Annotated in this window: 19 protein-coding genes, 1 tRNA gene and 1 pseudogene; 11 read left to right on the forward strand and 10 right to left on the reverse strand. The window is 61.6% G+C overall.

Features of this window, described 5'->3' with window-relative positions; all coding sequences use genetic code 11:
- Positions 1 to 144: 144 nt before the first annotated feature.
- The 6 genes and pseudogenes from ABIC09_RS31930 to ABIC09_RS31955 all read left to right on the forward strand — a co-directional run bounded on the left by ABIC09_RS31930 (position 145) and on the right by ABIC09_RS31955 (position 4,033).
- Positions 145 to 1,072 (forward strand): annotated as a pseudogene (locus ABIC09_RS31930) (TauD/TfdA dioxygenase family protein).
- A gap of 119 nt (positions 1,073 to 1,191) precedes the next feature.
- Positions 1,192 to 2,322, forward strand: coding sequence for a HipA domain-containing protein (locus tag ABIC09_RS31935; RefSeq protein ID WP_354111762.1), 1,131 nt, complete (start codon positions 1,192 to 1,194; stop codon positions 2,320 to 2,322).
- Positions 2,319 to 2,573 (forward strand): hypothetical protein, encoded by a 255-nt coding sequence (locus ABIC09_RS31940; RefSeq protein ID WP_354111763.1) that lies wholly within the window; start codon positions 2,319 to 2,321, stop codon positions 2,571 to 2,573. Before ABIC09_RS31935 ends, ABIC09_RS31940 begins: the two co-directional genes overlap by 4 nt.
- Before the next feature lie 23 nt (positions 2,574 to 2,596).
- Positions 2,597 to 2,722: a hypothetical protein gene (locus tag ABIC09_RS31945; protein ID WP_354111764.1), complete on the forward strand. Its 126-nt coding sequence runs from the start codon at positions 2,597 to 2,599 to the stop codon at positions 2,720 to 2,722.
- Between the two features lie 644 nt (positions 2,723 to 3,366).
- Positions 3,367 to 3,588, forward strand: coding sequence for a hypothetical protein (locus ABIC09_RS31950; RefSeq protein WP_354111765.1), 222 nt, complete (start codon positions 3,367 to 3,369; stop codon positions 3,586 to 3,588).
- 19 nt (positions 3,589 to 3,607) lie between these two features.
- Positions 3,608 to 4,033, forward strand: a complete 426-nt coding sequence (locus ABIC09_RS31955; RefSeq protein ID WP_354111766.1) for a hypothetical protein — start codon at positions 3,608 to 3,610, stop codon at positions 4,031 to 4,033.
- Between the two features lie 131 nt (positions 4,034 to 4,164).
- Here ABIC09_RS31955 and ABIC09_RS31960 read toward each other — a convergent pair whose 3' ends face one another.
- Entirely contained in the window at positions 4,165 to 4,509 is a 345-nt protein-coding gene (locus ABIC09_RS31960; RefSeq protein WP_354111767.1) for a hypothetical protein, read from the reverse strand.
- Between the two features lie 58 nt (positions 4,510 to 4,567).
- Here ABIC09_RS31960 and ABIC09_RS31965 point away from each other — a divergent pair, with 58 nt between their 5' ends.
- The gene (locus ABIC09_RS31965) at positions 4,568 to 4,972 is read left to right on the forward strand and encodes a hypothetical protein (protein ID WP_279693012.1); all 405 of its coding nucleotides are present in this window, start codon (positions 4,568 to 4,570) and stop codon (positions 4,970 to 4,972) included.
- Positions 4,973 to 5,032: 60 nt separating this feature from the next.
- Here the strand turns inward: ABIC09_RS31965 and ABIC09_RS31970 are convergent, their stop codons facing one another.
- The 3 genes from ABIC09_RS31970 to ABIC09_RS31980 form a co-directional block, all read right to left on the reverse strand.
- Positions 5,033 to 5,254: a hypothetical protein gene (locus ABIC09_RS31970; protein WP_354111768.1), complete on the reverse strand. Its 222-nt coding sequence runs from the start codon at positions 5,252 to 5,254 to the stop codon at positions 5,033 to 5,035.
- A 2-nt stretch (positions 5,255 to 5,256) separates the two neighbouring features.
- A complete protein-coding gene (locus ABIC09_RS31975; protein ID WP_279693014.1) occupies positions 5,257 to 5,478 on the reverse strand; it encodes a hypothetical protein in 222 nt (73 codons plus the stop codon).
- A gap of 77 nt (positions 5,479 to 5,555) precedes the next feature.
- Entirely contained in the window at positions 5,556 to 5,858 is a 303-nt protein-coding gene (locus ABIC09_RS31980) for a hypothetical protein (protein WP_354111769.1), read from the reverse strand.
- Positions 5,859 to 6,452: 594 nt separating this feature from the next.
- On the opposite strand from ABIC09_RS31980, the gene ABIC09_RS31985 reads away from it, so the two are divergent.
- The gene (locus ABIC09_RS31985; RefSeq protein WP_354111770.1) at positions 6,453 to 6,632 is read left to right on the forward strand and encodes a hypothetical protein; all 180 of its coding nucleotides are present in this window, start codon (positions 6,453 to 6,455) and stop codon (positions 6,630 to 6,632) included.
- Here ABIC09_RS31985 and ABIC09_RS37495 read toward each other — a convergent pair.
- Entirely contained in the window at positions 6,577 to 6,909 is a 333-nt protein-coding gene (locus tag ABIC09_RS37495; RefSeq protein ID WP_502917720.1) for a DUF7662 domain-containing protein, read from the reverse strand. The two genes, ABIC09_RS31985 and ABIC09_RS37495, sit on opposite strands and share 56 nt — an antisense overlap.
- A 222-nt stretch (positions 6,910 to 7,131) precedes the next feature.
- Positions 7,132 to 7,983, reverse strand: coding sequence for a GIY-YIG nuclease family protein (locus ABIC09_RS31995; RefSeq protein WP_354111772.1), 852 nt, complete (start codon positions 7,981 to 7,983; stop codon positions 7,132 to 7,134).
- Between the two features lie 445 nt (positions 7,984 to 8,428).
- Between ABIC09_RS31995 and ABIC09_RS32000 the strand changes: the two genes are divergently transcribed.
- The gene (locus tag ABIC09_RS32000; RefSeq protein ID WP_279693019.1) at positions 8,429 to 8,662 is read left to right on the forward strand and encodes a hypothetical protein; all 234 of its coding nucleotides are present in this window, start codon (positions 8,429 to 8,431) and stop codon (positions 8,660 to 8,662) included.
- 973 nt (positions 8,663 to 9,635) lie between these two features.
- On the opposite strand, the gene ABIC09_RS32005 is transcribed toward ABIC09_RS32000, so the two are convergent.
- The 3 genes from ABIC09_RS32005 to ABIC09_RS32015 all read right to left on the reverse strand — a co-directional run bounded on the left by ABIC09_RS32005 (position 9,636) and on the right by ABIC09_RS32015 (position 11,893).
- Positions 9,636 to 9,710 (reverse strand) — tRNA-Val (locus ABIC09_RS32005).
- A gap of 159 nt (positions 9,711 to 9,869) precedes the next feature.
- Positions 9,870 to 11,165: a coiled-coil domain-containing protein gene (locus ABIC09_RS32010; protein ID WP_148755203.1), complete on the reverse strand. Its 1,296-nt coding sequence runs from the start codon at positions 11,163 to 11,165 to the stop codon at positions 9,870 to 9,872.
- A gap of 119 nt (positions 11,166 to 11,284) precedes the next feature.
- Positions 11,285 to 11,893 (reverse strand): DUF1134 domain-containing protein, encoded by a 609-nt coding sequence (locus ABIC09_RS32015; protein ID WP_148755204.1) that lies wholly within the window; start codon positions 11,891 to 11,893, stop codon positions 11,285 to 11,287.
- Positions 11,894 to 12,034: 141 nt separating this feature from the next.
- On the opposite strand from ABIC09_RS32015, the gene ABIC09_RS32020 reads away from it, so the two are divergent.
- Positions 12,035 to 12,520: a YHS domain-containing (seleno)protein gene (locus ABIC09_RS32020; protein ID WP_354086662.1), complete on the forward strand. Its 486-nt coding sequence runs from the start codon at positions 12,035 to 12,037 to the stop codon at positions 12,518 to 12,520.
- Here ABIC09_RS32020 and ABIC09_RS32025 read toward each other — a convergent pair.
- Entirely contained in the window at positions 12,510 to 13,340 is an 831-nt protein-coding gene (locus ABIC09_RS32025; protein ID WP_354111773.1) for a 3'(2'),5'-bisphosphate nucleotidase CysQ family protein, read from the reverse strand. The genes ABIC09_RS32020 and ABIC09_RS32025 overlap by 11 nt on opposite strands.
- Positions 13,341 to 13,530: 190 nt before the next feature.
- Between ABIC09_RS32025 and chpT the strand changes: the two genes are divergently transcribed.
- Positions 13,531 to 14,184, forward strand: a complete 654-nt coding sequence (chpT, locus tag ABIC09_RS32030) for a histidine phosphotransferase ChpT (RefSeq protein WP_148755207.1) — start codon at positions 13,531 to 13,533, stop codon at positions 14,182 to 14,184.
- Positions 14,185 to 14,473 lie beyond the last annotated feature (289 nt).

The following is a 14,473-nucleotide window of genomic DNA, read 5'->3' on the forward strand; positions in this document are numbered from 1 at the left end:
GTCCCGGCTCGGGCCGTCTGCCGGAGCACGTTGCGGCCGAGTAGGGTCCCTAGCCTGAAATGATTTCATCTATCTCCGCCGTCGTTTCCGCGACCGGCGCATGGCGGAGCTTTGTCCAGGGGATCGCAGTGACGAGAAACGATCATGAGTGAAACGACAACCATCGATAACGTCATTCCGCCCGCGGACATCGTCAAACGTGCGGCGCGGTTCGGCGCCGAGATCAGGAACATCAAACTGTCGGGCGACCTTCGGACGAGACCATCCGTGCCATCAATCAGGTGCTGCTGGAACACAAGGTCATCTTCTTCCGTGACCAGGGACATCTCGACGATGCCGAACAGGAGCGCTTTGCCATCAGGCTCGGCAAGCTGGTGCCGCATCCGACGGTCGGCGCGATCAAGGGCACGTCGTCAATCCTGGAGCTGGACTCGGGCCGGGGCGGTGGCCGCGCCGACCAATGGCATACGGATGTGACGTTCGTCGACGCCTATCCGAAAATCTCGGTGCTGCGCGGCGTGGTGATTCCACCCTACGGCGGTGACACCGTCTGGTCGAACACAGCGGCCGCCTATCTCGACCTGCCGGCGCCGCTGCGCAAGCTCGCCGACGAACTGTGGGCCGTTCACAGCAACGCCTATGACTATGCCGTGAAGACGCGGGCGACCGAGCGGACAAAAAGCACTTCGACGAGGTGTTCACCGGAACGATCTACGAGACCGAGCATCCGGTCGTCCGTGTCCATCCCGAGACTGGCGAGCGCATGCTCGTGCTCGGAAATTTCGTGCAGCGCTTCGTCGGCCTGCCGAAATACGACAGCCAGAAGCTGTTCGAGCTGTTCCAGTCGCATATCACCGCGCCGGAAAACACCGTGCGCTGGAACTGGGAGGCCGGCGACGTTGCGATCTGGGACAATCGCGCCACGCAACATTACGCGGTCAACGACTATGGCGTCCAGCACCGCGTTGTGCGCCGCGCCACCATCGATGGCGATGTACCGCTCAGCGTCGACGGTCGCCGCAGCGTGACGCGCGTCAAGACATCCAAGCCCCAGACCGCCAAAGCCGCTTGATCCGGATTCGCTCAGGAGAGTTCGCAATGATGAACGCTATATTTCGATAGCTTCGCGCGAGGCGCGCCCGATTGGGACGTGCCACCCGCAAGGGGTTGCGGGCTTTGCTGGCCGGCGCCGTGGCGCTCGGCCTCACGGCCCCGGCATTCGCCGAGCCGCCGCTCGATAAGACCGTGATCCGCTACCTGGGATCGGCCGGGCAGGTGACATTTATCGAGCTGGCCGAGGACCTCGGCTATCTCACGCCGCTCAAGCTCAAATGGGTCGGCAACACCATCAGCGGGCCGCAGGACATCCAAACCGTCGTCACCGGTGATATCGATATCGGCGGCGCGTTCTATGGGGCAATCCTCAAATTGATCGCGGCGAAGGCGCCGATCAAGGCGGTCGTCGGCTATTACGGCTCCGACGCCAACACCTATTATGGCTACTTCGTGAAGGACGACAGCCCGATCAAGACCGCGCGCGACCTGATTGGCAAGAAGGTGGCGGTCAACACGCTGGGCGCACATTTGGAGTTCGTGCTGCGCGAATATCTGGCTAGGTCCGGCCTCAGCGCTGGTGAGGCCAGGCAGGTCACGTTGGTGGCGATCCCGCCGGTTAGTGGCGAGCAAGCGTTGCGCCAGGGCCAGGTCGAGGTGAGCGCGTTGAGCGGCGTCTTGCGCGACAAGGCGCTGGAACGGGGCGGCATCCGGTCTCTCTTCAACGATACCGATCTGTTCGGCCAGTTCACCGGCGGCGCCTATGTGCTGCGAGAGAAGTTCATAAACGACAATTCCAATGCCTCGCGCAAGCTGGTGGACGGGCTTTCGCGGGCGATCGAATGGGCGCAGATCACACTTGCGCGCAATCTCGGTCTGCCCGTCGCCGACACTCAGGTGATGCATTTCGGAAAGGAAATCGCCATCGTCATCGAGCGCTACGACCGGCAGTTCAGTGGGAACGAGATCGTCCGTATCTGCCAGGCGCTCGGGATCCTGCCGACCAGAAAGTATCAAAACGATGGCGGACCAAGCCCTGCCGATGTGATCGAGCTTTTGCGCACCTACTCCACGGATCGCGTCGCCGACGTTGACACGTTTGTCGAGGCGCTAGCCTTCAATTGGCTGATTGGCGCTACGGATGCTCATGCCAAGAACTATTCGCTGCTGCTGGCCGGTGGCCCTCACGTACGACTCGCCCCCTCTACGACATCGCCAGCATTCTTCCCTACGATGACATCGATCTGCAGAAGATCAAGCTCGCGATGAAAATCGGCGGTGATTACAAGCTCAGCCAGATTGGTTTACGCGATTGGCAGAAGTTCGCCCGCGAAGCGCGCCTCGATCCTGACAAGGTGATCGCCGGACTGATTTCCATGGCCGAGCAGCTTCCGGACATTGTAGCCGCCGTACGGAAGCAAGCGCGGAAAGACGGATTGGACAATGCCATCGTCGGGCGCCTCGCCGAGCACTTGATTGCCAGAGCCAAGCAATGCCGTCGGCAGCTCGGTGGGATATAGTTCCGACTACGACCGCCAGCAGAATGATGATGTTCGGCAGCAAGGCGTCGATCATCATCGGTCGACATGTCGACGCCAACGGCAGCACCAGCATCAACACCACCGCGATCGGCATGCCGATGTCGATGTCGACTACGCTCGCCGCGTAGTCACTGCGGGTGGCATCACCTCACTTTAGGCGTGTCATTTCAAGGCTCCGGCAGACAACGATTTCTTCTCCACGGGCTTTTCCAATTTGCGGGGGCGTTTGTAGGTCCTTTTTTTGGCACGGCTTCTATCCGCCCGGCAGTCCCGTGGACACGGCTACGCAATCACGACGCTTAGGCGCCTCGCCCCTTTGAGGGGCGCCGGATTAGCCGCGGCTGAAGATCAAATAGACCAGGATCGTGGCCACGACGACTTACCTGTCGGTTGGTACGCGACGTCTTGAAACAGCTTCCAGATCGGGGCCTAGCGCCTTGGCGCAGGTCGCGTCGCGCTGGATCGTCCGTTCTGGTTTGCCTGTCTTAGCGGCGGTATCGGAAGTAAAAGACGCCACGTTGGCATCTTTTTTCCCGCGGCGCCCGCTCGCGCCGTCCTTCGTCTCCGGATGCAGAGCTCCATATGCCGCCTTCTGCTTCGCGATCAGCTCAGCACGCTACGCCGGGGTCAGGTCGCGGCGGATCAGGCTCTCGTCGATGCCGGTCAGGGGCGCCTAATGGGAAACACAGCAAATTTCCCCGGACTAGGAGCACCAGCCGGCGCCGCGAGGTTCTTCCGCGGGAGGGGGCTAGGACTTGCGGAGTTCTCTTCCATGGCTACCCAGATCGTGATGGACCACACAGGCAACAGCAGACATTTTTTTGACCAAACCGCCCCCGAGGGGCTGGCCAAGGCTGAGCGTCGCTTTAAGAAGTTGACAGACCAAGGATTTACCGCTGCTACTCGGACGCCGGCCGGCGATCTCAAGGCCGTACGGACATTTGATCCGACTGCGGACGAGACGCTGTTCTATCCGCGCCTCGTCGGCGGCTAGCCACCGTCGCGGCACAGCAATGTTTTTGTTCAGACGCAACGGCGTCGGCAGTAGTGCGCGTTTGCGCGCCCTGCGTTCGCTGTATTGGAGCTTCTTCGAGCAAAAAGGGCCGGAAGCGCGTGCGCGGCGTCTTTTGCGCGATTGGCTATCTCCGGATCAGCGTTCGCAGTTTGATGCCGAGGGTTATTTCGATGTCACGGGCTCTCACACCGGTCGACGATATCGAATTCATCAGCGCACCATGAGCAATGTTTTGGAGCTTGATGAAAAAATGCAGCCTAAGATCGGGTGGTGTTTCGTTCCCGAACGGGCCCTGGCGGCTGGCGATGTGATGCTCGCGCAGAAGATCGCGCTCGAAACCGACGAAGCCGCAGTGCTCGCGCTTGCCCACCGGTTTTCTCCGAGAGTGCCATCCCTGCCCCGAGTAGTGCGGCGTGCTTACTAGGCCGCTCACGGGCGGGGCCGCCGCTTGTGACGGCGGCGGCCCCTTGCCGCGAAGGCGGCGTTTACGCGAGACATGGCCACCTTCGCGACTACAGGAAGCCTCGACCCAGCGATCGCCTTTTGCAATGTGACCTACTTGTTAGCCTTACCGGGTGCGGGTGGTTCTCGCGTTATGGCCTCCACATCGGTCATTGTTCGGGTGAACGCTTCGCGCAGCTGCTCCGCGTGAGCAGGGCTCTCTGGTTCAGTGAGATATGCAATCTTGATCAGCAATCTGTTCAGCAGATACGTAACGCGCAGATTTTCTGAGTGCCGGCTTCGCACAGCGATGATCTGTCGACGCATCTCGACGAGATCGAGCGCTTCTTGTTTTAACGGCCTCTTCAAAATCAAACTCGCGCGCGTGCCGGGGCAAACGAAACCGCCGCGCCGAACCGAGAAGCCGCGCCGGAAGGTACTGAGCCGGTGAATGTCCAAGAAGGAACGTCTAGGCCTGCGTCGGAATTCCTGACTGAACAACAGCTGCGAAACTTCGATGCGCTGCTATATCTTCACGCTCGACGACTGCGGTAGGACACTGAACGCGCAAGAGATCGACTGCAATAACGCCGAAGAGGCTCTACAGCTGGGCTCTCCCGCGGTAGCGAACGACCCTGTCGAGGTTTGGTGTGGTCCACGGCGTCTCGCCCGCTTTGAGCCGGAGCGTAGGCAGGAGCGGCCGCTTTCGCGCCTGCGCGAGCGCTTGATCGTAGCCGAACGCCGTCTTCGCGAAGGCGAGCAACACATCAGTCAGCAAGAGAGGGTCATCGCCCAGCTCAAGCGCGAGGAACGTGATCTCGCTCTCGCGTTTTCCATTCTCGACACCCTGATTGAGACCCAAAAGGCTCATTTGCAGGAACGGGACTTGCTCGTCGCAGAAATGGCAAAGCGGTCTGGATAGAGGGGCTCGCGCACTCAACGCCCGTCGGGGCTGTGCCGCAGGCGACGACGGGGGACCGTCCTACTGTTCAGGATTGCCGATGTCGAACGCGCCTAGACGGTAATCTTCGCCCAGCGATTGCTCAGTCGTCGGCCGCGTGATCAAAGTGAACGTCGCATCGGGGTAGCGCGTCCACACCTCAATGTCCTCTGAAGTGACGTTTAGATATCCGAAAAAGCACTTGTATCGACCCGGCTCCGTTACCCGGCCGATTTTGTCCCAATTGATCTTGTTAACGCGCATGCCTAGCTCCACTCGTTCTCAGGCAGCGAACCGGGCGGAGGTTTAAGTTCTTCGAGGCCGGCTTCGATCAGCGCCAATTCATCCTGGATCGCTGTTACTGCGTTTTCTGGGTTGATGCCCGATACGGCTTGCAGCTGGGCGAGCACCTTGCGACGATGTGCCAGCAAGTCTGTCAGCGCGCGACGGTCCCGCACCTTCACGTAGCCAGCGACGATCAATTCCATGGCCTTTGACACGTTCGTCGTTTCCCACCGGCTTGCGGATTATCGGGGGCGGCTAAGTTCTGTCAGACCGGCTTCGGTCATACGATATTCGACACCTTCGCCGGTTGAGCGTCGCTCCATCCATCCGTTTCGTAGAAGAGCGAGCGTTGTTCCGGGATGATCGGGAAGCTTCGAAGAAGACACCCAATCGCGGTCACGAAGAGGATCGAGCATTTGCCGGTGATACTGATTGAAAAGCGGCCTGCGCTTTTCCTGCCGACCGATGCCGTGACGTATCGTTTCAAGCGGGCGTTCGGTTTCCATGCCCGTTTGTTGCCATCGCATCGTTTACGATCGGTTACGGATCGGGAACAGCCGGCAATCTTTTCTAAATGGTTCATGGATATTGTTCTGCGGAATGGATCACGAGGACGCATCCGCTTGGTTCGTTCCGGCTCTCAGGCGAAGCTACGCTCGTCTAGCAGCGTGGATGACGCGCGGTAATCGCGTGCTTGAGCCCGGCTGCTTGCCGGCGCCGCCGCGCTCAGAGCGGCCAGCTCGCTTTCCCGACCCGCCGCGGCGGCCAGCGCCGCCGCGGATTTAGGCATCGCGAATGACGAACGATCGCACATCGACGCGTCCGTGGTTGCCGGACGAAGAGGCGGAATTGCTCTCGCTCTTTGGCGCAGGTGCCACAGCTGAGGAGGTCGGCGAACGGCTAAGCCGTACCCGACATGCGGTTTACGCTCGCTTGCAGCGCTTTCAAAAGCAGCGAGGGCGGGCGAGTAGGACGAGCGGGAAAGTCTTTGCTCAGTTAGCAGAGTGATCGAGTGACGGCCATCAATCTCTAACGTCGCAAGATCACAGCGAGCCGATCCGATCGCATCGTCCGTTCGCCCCCCGCGCTGAAGTAGCCCTCGACCGGTACATCGAAGATTCAATTGCATCCGCTTCAAAAGGGGCGAAGCTGTAGGCGATCGCATTGAGGTCGACCAATGACCAGCCCGACTCATGACGAATTGCGTGTCGCGGTCTCTGCCGCGATCGAGCAATGGAAGACGGCGCGCCAGCTTCCCCACCTGTCGCCGAACGATTGTGAGACGTTGAACAAGTTGATCATCACCGGACTTCAAACCGTGCTGTTCCAGCGTGCGAAGGCCTTCGACAAGTGCTAAACCGGACATCTTGATCAAATCCGGCGGAATTCGACGACGCGACTTTACTCGAAGAATGCGCCCGAAAGCCCGCGTTCATCCACGCCCTTGCTTGGATGTGCCCGGCCTTCATGGAGCTTTCCTTGCTCCACCACGCGGCGAATTTGCGTGCCGCTGCCGGAAGCGTTTTCCAAAGTATTTCTTCCAGTTCGGAGAAGGTCAGCCGAATGATTTGTCCACGCTCAACAACCGCTGATGCAATGGTTTGTAGATCGATTTTCGGAAGCTCAGGTCTCACCGCAGGCTAGGCAAACATGGACGGTCCTAGAGCAAGTGCGTGCCGAGCTTCCGCACGGTGGCGATCATGAGAGCCGGAAGGACATCGCCGAGCAATTGATCCAACCGGCTGAGGCAGGGCAAAGTACCTTGACAACAGACAATCGGGCTGAGCGAGGGCGTGGCCGGCGCTGGCTGTTGGCGGGCCTCCACCCAAGGCGCTCCCGTCGTGGAAGGGATCGCTTCATCGCTCGCCTACCACCACCTTGTCTCTTGCTCTTTTATATTCGAGCAACTGCGACACCGCATCGTAGGAATGATACCTTGCGTAGACGCTCTTTGCATTCCTCTCGCGAAGATCGGCCAGAGCATCAGCCCAATAAGCGACCATGGCGCGCCGAACTCCGTCGAGGGCGAAGATGCGTTCGGCCTTTGCAAAATCCTCGTCGAAACTCACGCTTACTGCACGTTCAGCAGCTTTGTAGTCGGCCGGTTGAACATCCCCAGCACGTTGGCCGAGCCACATGATCGTTTTGGGATACTCCAAAATGAGACGGTCAAGCACGAGGTAGTGCGAGAACTTTCCGTCCGCAGGTGTTCGAGTGCTGAAAGCGACTTCGTGAGACCCGATGTTTAATGTGAACCAACGCCCTCCGTTGGTCTGCGGGAGAACGCTTAAGGTCCACGCACCCTGAATGTCGAGGTTGCCGTACAATCCTGAAAGCTGGAATAAGCGAAAAAGAAACAGGCTGACATCGGGATTGTGGAAGAGCCGATCCGTCCTCTCGTGATCGACGCGAAGCAGTTCGCTAATCGAGCGCAGTTGTTCTCTAGCCTCGTGCGGAGCCACGCTGAATAGCTCCCGCGTCCCTTCGACTTCCACGTTTCGGGTACGAAAGTGACGGTGAAGCGCGCTCTCTACTGCGGTGCAGTCCGTGACATGCACGAAATCTGACAATTCCCACGGACCATGGGGAGCGTATGCCTCACCGCCATTTATTCCTCGAAGGCGTTCAGCGATGGGCCGTTCGGTGCGGCCGATTTTTATGTAATCGCTATTTGGTGAAACGAGTACGTAGACAAACCCCTGCGGCATAGGCGCGATCCCCCAACCCACGCCGGCCAAAGTAACTGAGGGCCGCCCGGACGTGGAATAGGCGGAACGTCTAGATTGCATGACTTGCGGGGCAATCCTCCCGCATCGGCGGCAGATTGCTAATCAAAAGGTCTGACGAAACGATTAGCGGAATGATTGCGAGCTTGGTGGCCCTTCTTCTCCACGCCACAACGGCGCACGCCGTGCGGCGTCCATCCCTCGCGCAAAGGGATGCGGAGCTCCTCGCCGGGGTTATTCGGGAAAGGGGCCCGCCGTGATGACGTATGCCGGCGTCGCTATCACTGCCTCGTTCGCGGTCGGCGGTCGACAGCGCGGCCGGACCCAGGCTGATCGAGCAGAAAGACGGCTCATCCCAAGGGTCAAACGCTGCCAATCGCCGTGGTTGCAATGGTAGAAAGTCCTCGCCGACTGACTGGGGGGCAGGATGGTTAAGGCATTTCGTAATTTGATCATGGCACTTACTTTTGTAGGAGTTGCCGGCTGCAACATGTTTTGGAATTTCATCAATGACTATATGGCCTGTGGCCTTGCGCTGGCGGCTTCAGTTGCAGCCGGCTTTTGCGTTGAGCACATCTTCATCGAGCGGTCCCGTCGGGAGATGATCCGCCTCCATGGCGCGGACTGGCGTTCAGCGGAAAACCGACAACTCGACTCATGAGCGTCACCCGCCGCGCGCTCGTCGTTTTCATCATCCGATTGTTCGCATTCGACCCGAGGGGCCTAGCCCGATGATCAAACCAGTCCATCCATTCCGGTTCGCTCGCATCGAGCGCCTGCGAGAGCTGCTTGAACGAGACTCCGAAATGGCAGTTGATCCGAATGCGGGCGTGAGGACCACGGAGCTGGTGAGACCCGATCCGCCAATGCTCGATGACGGTTTGATACTCGGTCGTGATCCAGGAGGGTGCGAACTGGGCCCTTTTGCGAGCCATGCCAGCACTACGGCACCGCAACCGGTCAATACGCCGAGTAGCATCACGATCTGGAAAGGCGATGACCATAAGCCGACCCCGAGGTAGGGGGATGCCGAAAGCGAACTGCCGGCTCCATTGGCCCTTACCGCTTTACAATGTTGCCACAGGGCTCTCGTCGTAGTCGTCACCAGCGCTAGCGATCCGAACTAAGTCGGGCGCGAGGCTCAACGGCAACAGCTAGCGGAGAAGCAGTGCATGAGCTGGCAACCTGATGACGGCAGGTCGTCACTGGAAACCAGCTCTATCTGCTCTGGCGACGTGGTCTCGATCACCATTTCGAGCTCGCCATTGCCGAGCTGACGCGGCGGCAACTCTTGGCGGCAGTGGAAAACACGGCCAAGACCGGCAAACGCGGAGCATTAAAGGACCCGCGGAAGCACGATACCTTCCTCGCGTGGTACCTCGGCGAAGGTTGCCTCGATCACAACGTACTCGCACCTATCGAGCGTCCAACGAAACTCGGGCCCAAAGGTCGCGCGACGACACGGATCTCGTGGTGACAGATCAACGAGCTTTCTTGATTTGCCGTCGGGATCGGAGCGGCGGGCGAAGGTAGAGGGTTGATCTTTTTTGCAGCGTGCCCTGGTTGTGCCCCAGACTTTTCGGGGCACAATGCGGGGGAAGCAAGTCGCTAAGCTACTGTAAATTCTGGACTAATGGTGGGCGCACAAGGGATCGAACCTTGGACCTCTCCCGTGTGAAGGGAACGCTCTCCCGCTGAGCTATGCGCCCGGGACCATCATGCAGACGGCCGGACCTTGTCGGCCGGCCGGCGCATCGGAGCCCGCGATTTAGAAGTGCGGGCTAGAAGTGTCAAGTTTTCAGGCGGCTTGCGGCCTGAAAACCTTCCGCCGTGTCGCAATTGGGCGGCGCGGCCGGATTTTGGGCCGCTTACGCGCCCTGCTGGCGGGCGCGGGAGGCGTGGGCCTGCAGCGCGCGGATGCGCTCGGCGAGCGTTCCGCCGCCTTCGGGGAGCGCGGCGGCCGCGCCATTGGTCGCGACGCCGTTGGCCGGGCGGGCGGCCTGCTTCGGCGGCTGGCCGGCCTCGGCCGCCAGCAGCGCCTCGATCGGCGAGTTCGGGCCCTCGAGCTGCATCGCGAGTTTCGCCACCTCGGCGGCGATGTCGTTGATGCGCTCGCGCAGCAGCGCATTCTCCATGCGCTCGGTCGCCCAGGAGCTCTCCGCCTGTTGCTGGATCGCATTGAGGTCGCGCTGAAGCTTGGCGCGCTCGTCGCGTGCGGTGGCGAGCTGCTGTTCCAGCGCGGCCTTTTCCGCGCGCATCGACTCGAACGCAGCCGACGACTTGCCGCCGCTCAAGCCAGCGATCTCGGCGCGCAATTCCTTGATGGTGCGCTCGGAGCCCTCATTGATCTGGCGGAGCTGGTTGTTCTCGTAGTCGCGCTCGGCCAGCAGCTTGCCTTGCGTGGCGAGGCGGCCTTCGAGGTCGGCGACGCGGGTGGACAGCATCTCGGCTTCCTTCACCTGCACGATGAGCTGGCGATCGAGCTCGGTGACGCGCTGGCTCAGATTCTCGACGCGGCCGCGCGCATCGCCGAGATCGCGCGAGGCGGTCTCCGACTCGACGCGCTCCTGCGCCAGCCGCGCCTGCGTCGCGGTGAATTCCTTCTCGGCGTCACCGACGCGGTTCTTCAGCTCTTCGATTTGCGCACGCACCGCGACCAGCTCGACCTGGCGGCTCTCCGCCATCATCGAGCGGTCGGTGAGCTCCGAGTTGATCTTGGCGAGCTCGCCCTGCTTGTTGCTCAGCGCAATCTCGGCCTCGCGCAAGGATGCGGTCTTGGCGTTGAATTCCTCCTCGGTGGCGCGGAGCTGCTCCTTGACCGCCTTCTCGCGTGCCTCCAGCGCAAAGATCGTGGCGTTCTTCTCGCCGAGCTCGATCTTCATGCGGTTGATGGCGTCGCTCTTCTTGCCGAGCTCGGCGAGCTGGCTCGTGGTCTTGCTCTTGAGCTGATCGACGCTCATCTCCAGCCGGCGCGCCGACATCGCGAACTCGGCGCGGAGCTGGTCCTTGTCGGCCTGGATCTCCGCCATCGACAGCGGCGTGGCGGCCTCGAGCCGGCGCGTGGTCAGGCGCACCGCGCGGTTATGCACCAGCGGCACGATCGCAAGCCCGCACAGCATCGACAGCAGGAAACCGATCGCCAGGTACATGATCGGTTCGACCATGGGGCACAACTCCCGGAAGCAAGGAAAAATTTACCAAAGAAACAATGCATGGCGGGCCGGCAAAAAGCCAGCCCCGCCCTGTTGTTAACGTGAATCCGGATCCGGGAGGGAGGAGGGACCTAGAATGGGTTCCAGGTCGCTCGCGGCGTGTATTTGAGGTAGCCGATATTGGCGCCCAGGCGCAGGCCGAGGCCGGAGCGGATCGGCACCAGCACGATGTTGTTGGACGTGAGCGCCGTCATGCCGAAGCCGCCGATGATGTAGGCCGAGCCGTCGATGCCGCCGAAGCGCTGGTAGATCGCGTTGGTGGCGGGCAGATTATAGACCAGCGTCATGGTACGCGCGCCGTCGCCGCCCCAGTCGAAGCCGAGCGACGGACCCTGCCAGTAGACGCGCAGGTCGCCGGCGTTCTTGGTGTAGAGCGTGCCTTCGCCATAGCGCAGGCCGGCGACGAACGCGCCGGAGCCTTCCTCGCCCAGGATGTAGCCGTTCGGCAGGCCCCATTGGCTGACCGCCTTCTCGATGATCGAGGCGAGGCCGCGCGAGACGTTGCCGAAGAAGCGGTGGCCGGCGTTGACGAGCTCGTCCGGCCCATAGGTGTTGGGCGTCGGGGTCCGCTGCGGCGGCGGCAGGTCCGGCGGCGGCGCAGCCGTCTGCGCGGAGGCCGGCACGATCCAGCCAGCCAGCGCTACAAGCGCCACTGCGGCAAGGCGTGATGCGAAAGTCATAAAAGAACCCCTGGTATCGATTCCGGTCCGCTTCCCTTAACCTGACGCCAACAGGCACGGTTCTAGGTTGCGCCGGATGTCCCCTCGACTCGGATGTTATCCGCAGCAACTATGACGGCACAACGGCAGGAAGATAGCCCTTTGCGCCCCGGAATTGCCTTGATCGGCCGTCTGGTCTGCCTGCTGGTGGGCATTTGGTTCGCCTGCTCCGGCGTGCCGGCGCAGGCTGCCACCACCGAGCGGATCGTCGTCAATCGTTTCTCGGGTGTCGCCATCGAAGGCTTCGATCCCGTGGCCTATTTCGTCGATGGCGGCCCCGAGCAGGGCACGGCGGAGTTCGAGGCCAACCTGTGGGGCGCGGTCTGGCGCTTCCGGAACGAGGGCAACCGGGCCTCCTTCCTGGCCCATCCCGAAATCTACGGCCCGCAGTTCGGCGGCTACGACCCGGCCGACATCGCGCGCGGCGTGACCATCGCCGGCAATCCCCGCTTCTTCGTGATCTCGGCGCAGCGGCTCTATCTGTTCAGCCGCGAAGCCAACCGCGACGCCTTCGCCGCCGATCCGGAACGCTTCCTGTATGAAGTCGGCAAGCGCTGGCCGGCGCTGCAGGACAAGCTCAGTCAATAGGCATAACCGCTGCGGCATCGCCCCAGGCGACGAACGCCGGGATGATGAAGCGATTATCGCCACGCTCGCCGAACCGGATCTCGCCGCCCTTGCCGTCGGTCACCTTGCCGCCGGCTGCCGTGACCACGGCGCAGCCCGCCCCGACGTCCCATTCCGAGGTCGGCCCGAAGCGCGGATAGATGTCGGCGCTGCCCTCGGCGATCCGGCCGAATTTGACCGCGGAGCCACACATCTTCCTGACGGCGTTGGGCCGGCTGTCGATGAAGGCTTCGCTTGTGGGGTCGCCGTGCGAGCGACTCACCGCCGCGACCCAGGGCTCGCCGTGTCCGGGCAGTTTGCGGGTCCGGATCGGCTCGGCAGCGCCGATGCTGGTGCCGTCAAACGTCACGCGCTCGGCGCCGCGGCCGACGATGCCGCGCCAGAGCAGCCCGAGCGCGGGTGCGGCTACGATACCGAGCAGCGGCACGCCCTCGGTCACGAGGGCGAGGTTGACGGTGAACTCATCGCGCCCGGCGACGAACTCCTTGGTGCCGTCGAGCGGGTCGATCAGGAAGAAGCTGCCGCGAAACGGCGGCGAGGCGAGCTGGCACCGCTCCTCCGAGAGCGACGGTACATCGTTGGCAAGGCTGGTCAGCCCCTCCGCAATGATGCGGTCGGCGGCGAGGTCGGCCTCGGTCACCGGCGAGCCGTCCTGCTTGCCGTCGACCCGCATCGCCGCGCGGTTGACCGCGAGGATCGCCTCGCCGGCCTGAACCACCAGCACGGTCAGGGGCTCCATCAGCCGGAATGCCGCCTCGCCGTCGATAATCCTCACCTGCATGCCTCATTCATTGGCAAAATTTCGCATCGGCAAATCTCGCCTATCTTCACTTGATTCGCCTCTGTCCCTTATGGCCGCTTCGAGCCTATCGCAAGCTAGCTGCCACGGGCTGGCGAATGTTAGAACCCGCAGCATCCGTCAAGCATGCGTGATTCGCCGCGTCCGCGCCGTGCAATTCCAGGAACCCTTTATGTCCGACGCTCCGTCACCCGGTACCGCTTCTGCTCCCGATATGCTCGAACTCGCGGCCCTGCTGTGCTCGCGGGTCTGTCATGATCTCATCAGCCCGGTCGGCGCCATCGTCAATGGGCTCGAGGTGCTCGATGACGATCCCAAGCCCGAGGACCGCGAATTCGCGCTCGACCTGATCCGCAAGAGTGCGAAGACGGCCTCCGCCCGCCTGCAATTCTGCCGCCTCGCCTTCGGCGCGGCCGGCTCCTCCGGCGCGCAGATCGACCTCGGCGATGCCCAGACCATGGCGCGCGGTCACATCGAGGACGGCAAGTGCACGATCACGTGGAATCTGCCGCGGCTGCTGCTGCCGAAGAATCGCGTCAAGCTGCTGCTCAATATGCTCGTCGTGTCCCAGCACACGATCCCGCGCGGCGGCACACTGACGATCGATCCGATCGGCGAGGGCGAGACGATGAGCTTCCGCATCACCGCGACCGGACACAACGCGCGCCTGCCGCAGAACATCTCCGAGCTTCTGAGCGGAGCACGCGGGCCGGCTGCGGATGCGCACGCGATCCAGCCTTATTATACACGGCTATTGGCGCAGGCCTGCGGGCTCACCGTGACGCTCAGGCTAGAGGGCGAAGCCATCATCATTACCGCTTCCTAAACACGCCCTTCGCACTCAGACGTTAATCAAATCTTTACGAGGCGCTTCGGGTTGTCCGGAGCGCCTTATCTCTTTGTTGGTTCCGTTCTTTTGCACATACTCAACCAATATTAAACGCTTTGCGGTGAAGCTGGCCCCATTCTGAAATGGCGCATCACAATTCGTGCGTGTCCTCCCTGTATGAAGGCCTGTTTTCATGGATGATCTGTTACGGGAGTTTCTGACGGAGACCAGCGAGAGCCTGGACACCGTGGACAATCAGCTGGTGAAGTTCGAGCAGGAGCCGAAC

The sequence above is a fragment of the Bradyrhizobium sp. S3.12.5 genome (genome assembly GCF_040548225.1).
Taxonomy (GTDB): Bacteria; Pseudomonadota; Alphaproteobacteria; order Rhizobiales; family Xanthobacteraceae; genus Bradyrhizobium; species Bradyrhizobium cytisi.

Excerpts from the sequence above, each read along its gene's own strand:
- ABIC09_RS32010 (WP_148755203.1), bottom strand. The coding sequence starts at position 11,165 with ATGGTCGAACCGATCATGTACCTGGCGATCGGTTTCCTGCTGTCGATG.
- ABIC09_RS32015 (WP_148755204.1), bottom strand. The coding sequence starts at position 11,893 with ATGACTTTCGCATCACGCCTTGCCGCAGTGGCGCTTGTAGCGCTGGCT.
- ABIC09_RS32025 (WP_354111773.1), bottom strand. The coding sequence starts at position 13,340 with ATGCAGGTGAGGATTATCGACGGCGAGGCGGCATTCCGGCTGATGGAG.
- ABIC09_RS31980 (WP_354111769.1), bottom strand. The coding sequence starts at position 5,858 with ATGAACCATTTAGAAAAGATTGCCGGCTGTTCCCGATCCGTAACCGAT.
- ABIC09_RS31945 (WP_354111764.1), top strand. The coding sequence starts at position 2,597 with ATGATGATGTTCGGCAGCAAGGCGTCGATCATCATCGGTCGACATGTC.
- ABIC09_RS31970 (WP_354111768.1), bottom strand. The coding sequence starts at position 5,254 with ATGCGCGTTAACAAGATCAATTGGGACAAAATCGGCCGGGTAACGGAG.
- chpT (WP_148755207.1), top strand. The coding sequence starts at position 13,531 with ATGTCCGACGCTCCGTCACCCGGTACCGCTTCTGCTCCCGATATGCTC.
- ABIC09_RS31995 (WP_354111772.1), bottom strand. The coding sequence starts at position 7,983 with ATGCCGCAGGGGTTTGTCTACGTACTCGTTTCACCAAATAGCGATTAC.
- ABIC09_RS31950 (WP_354111765.1), top strand. The coding sequence starts at position 3,367 with ATGGCTACCCAGATCGTGATGGACCACACAGGCAACAGCAGACATTTT.
- ABIC09_RS31940 (WP_354111763.1), top strand. The coding sequence starts at position 2,319 with ATGAAAATCGGCGGTGATTACAAGCTCAGCCAGATTGGTTTACGCGAT.
- ABIC09_RS31985 (WP_354111770.1), top strand. The coding sequence starts at position 6,453 with ATGACCAGCCCGACTCATGACGAATTGCGTGTCGCGGTCTCTGCCGCG.
- ABIC09_RS32000 (WP_279693019.1), top strand. The coding sequence starts at position 8,429 with ATGGTTAAGGCATTTCGTAATTTGATCATGGCACTTACTTTTGTAGGA.
- ABIC09_RS31965 (WP_279693012.1), top strand. The coding sequence starts at position 4,568 with ATGCGCTGCTATATCTTCACGCTCGACGACTGCGGTAGGACACTGAAC.
- ABIC09_RS31975 (WP_279693014.1), bottom strand. The coding sequence starts at position 5,478 with ATGGAATTGATCGTCGCTGGCTACGTGAAGGTGCGGGACCGTCGCGCG.
- ABIC09_RS31955 (WP_354111766.1), top strand. The coding sequence starts at position 3,608 with ATGTTTTTGTTCAGACGCAACGGCGTCGGCAGTAGTGCGCGTTTGCGC.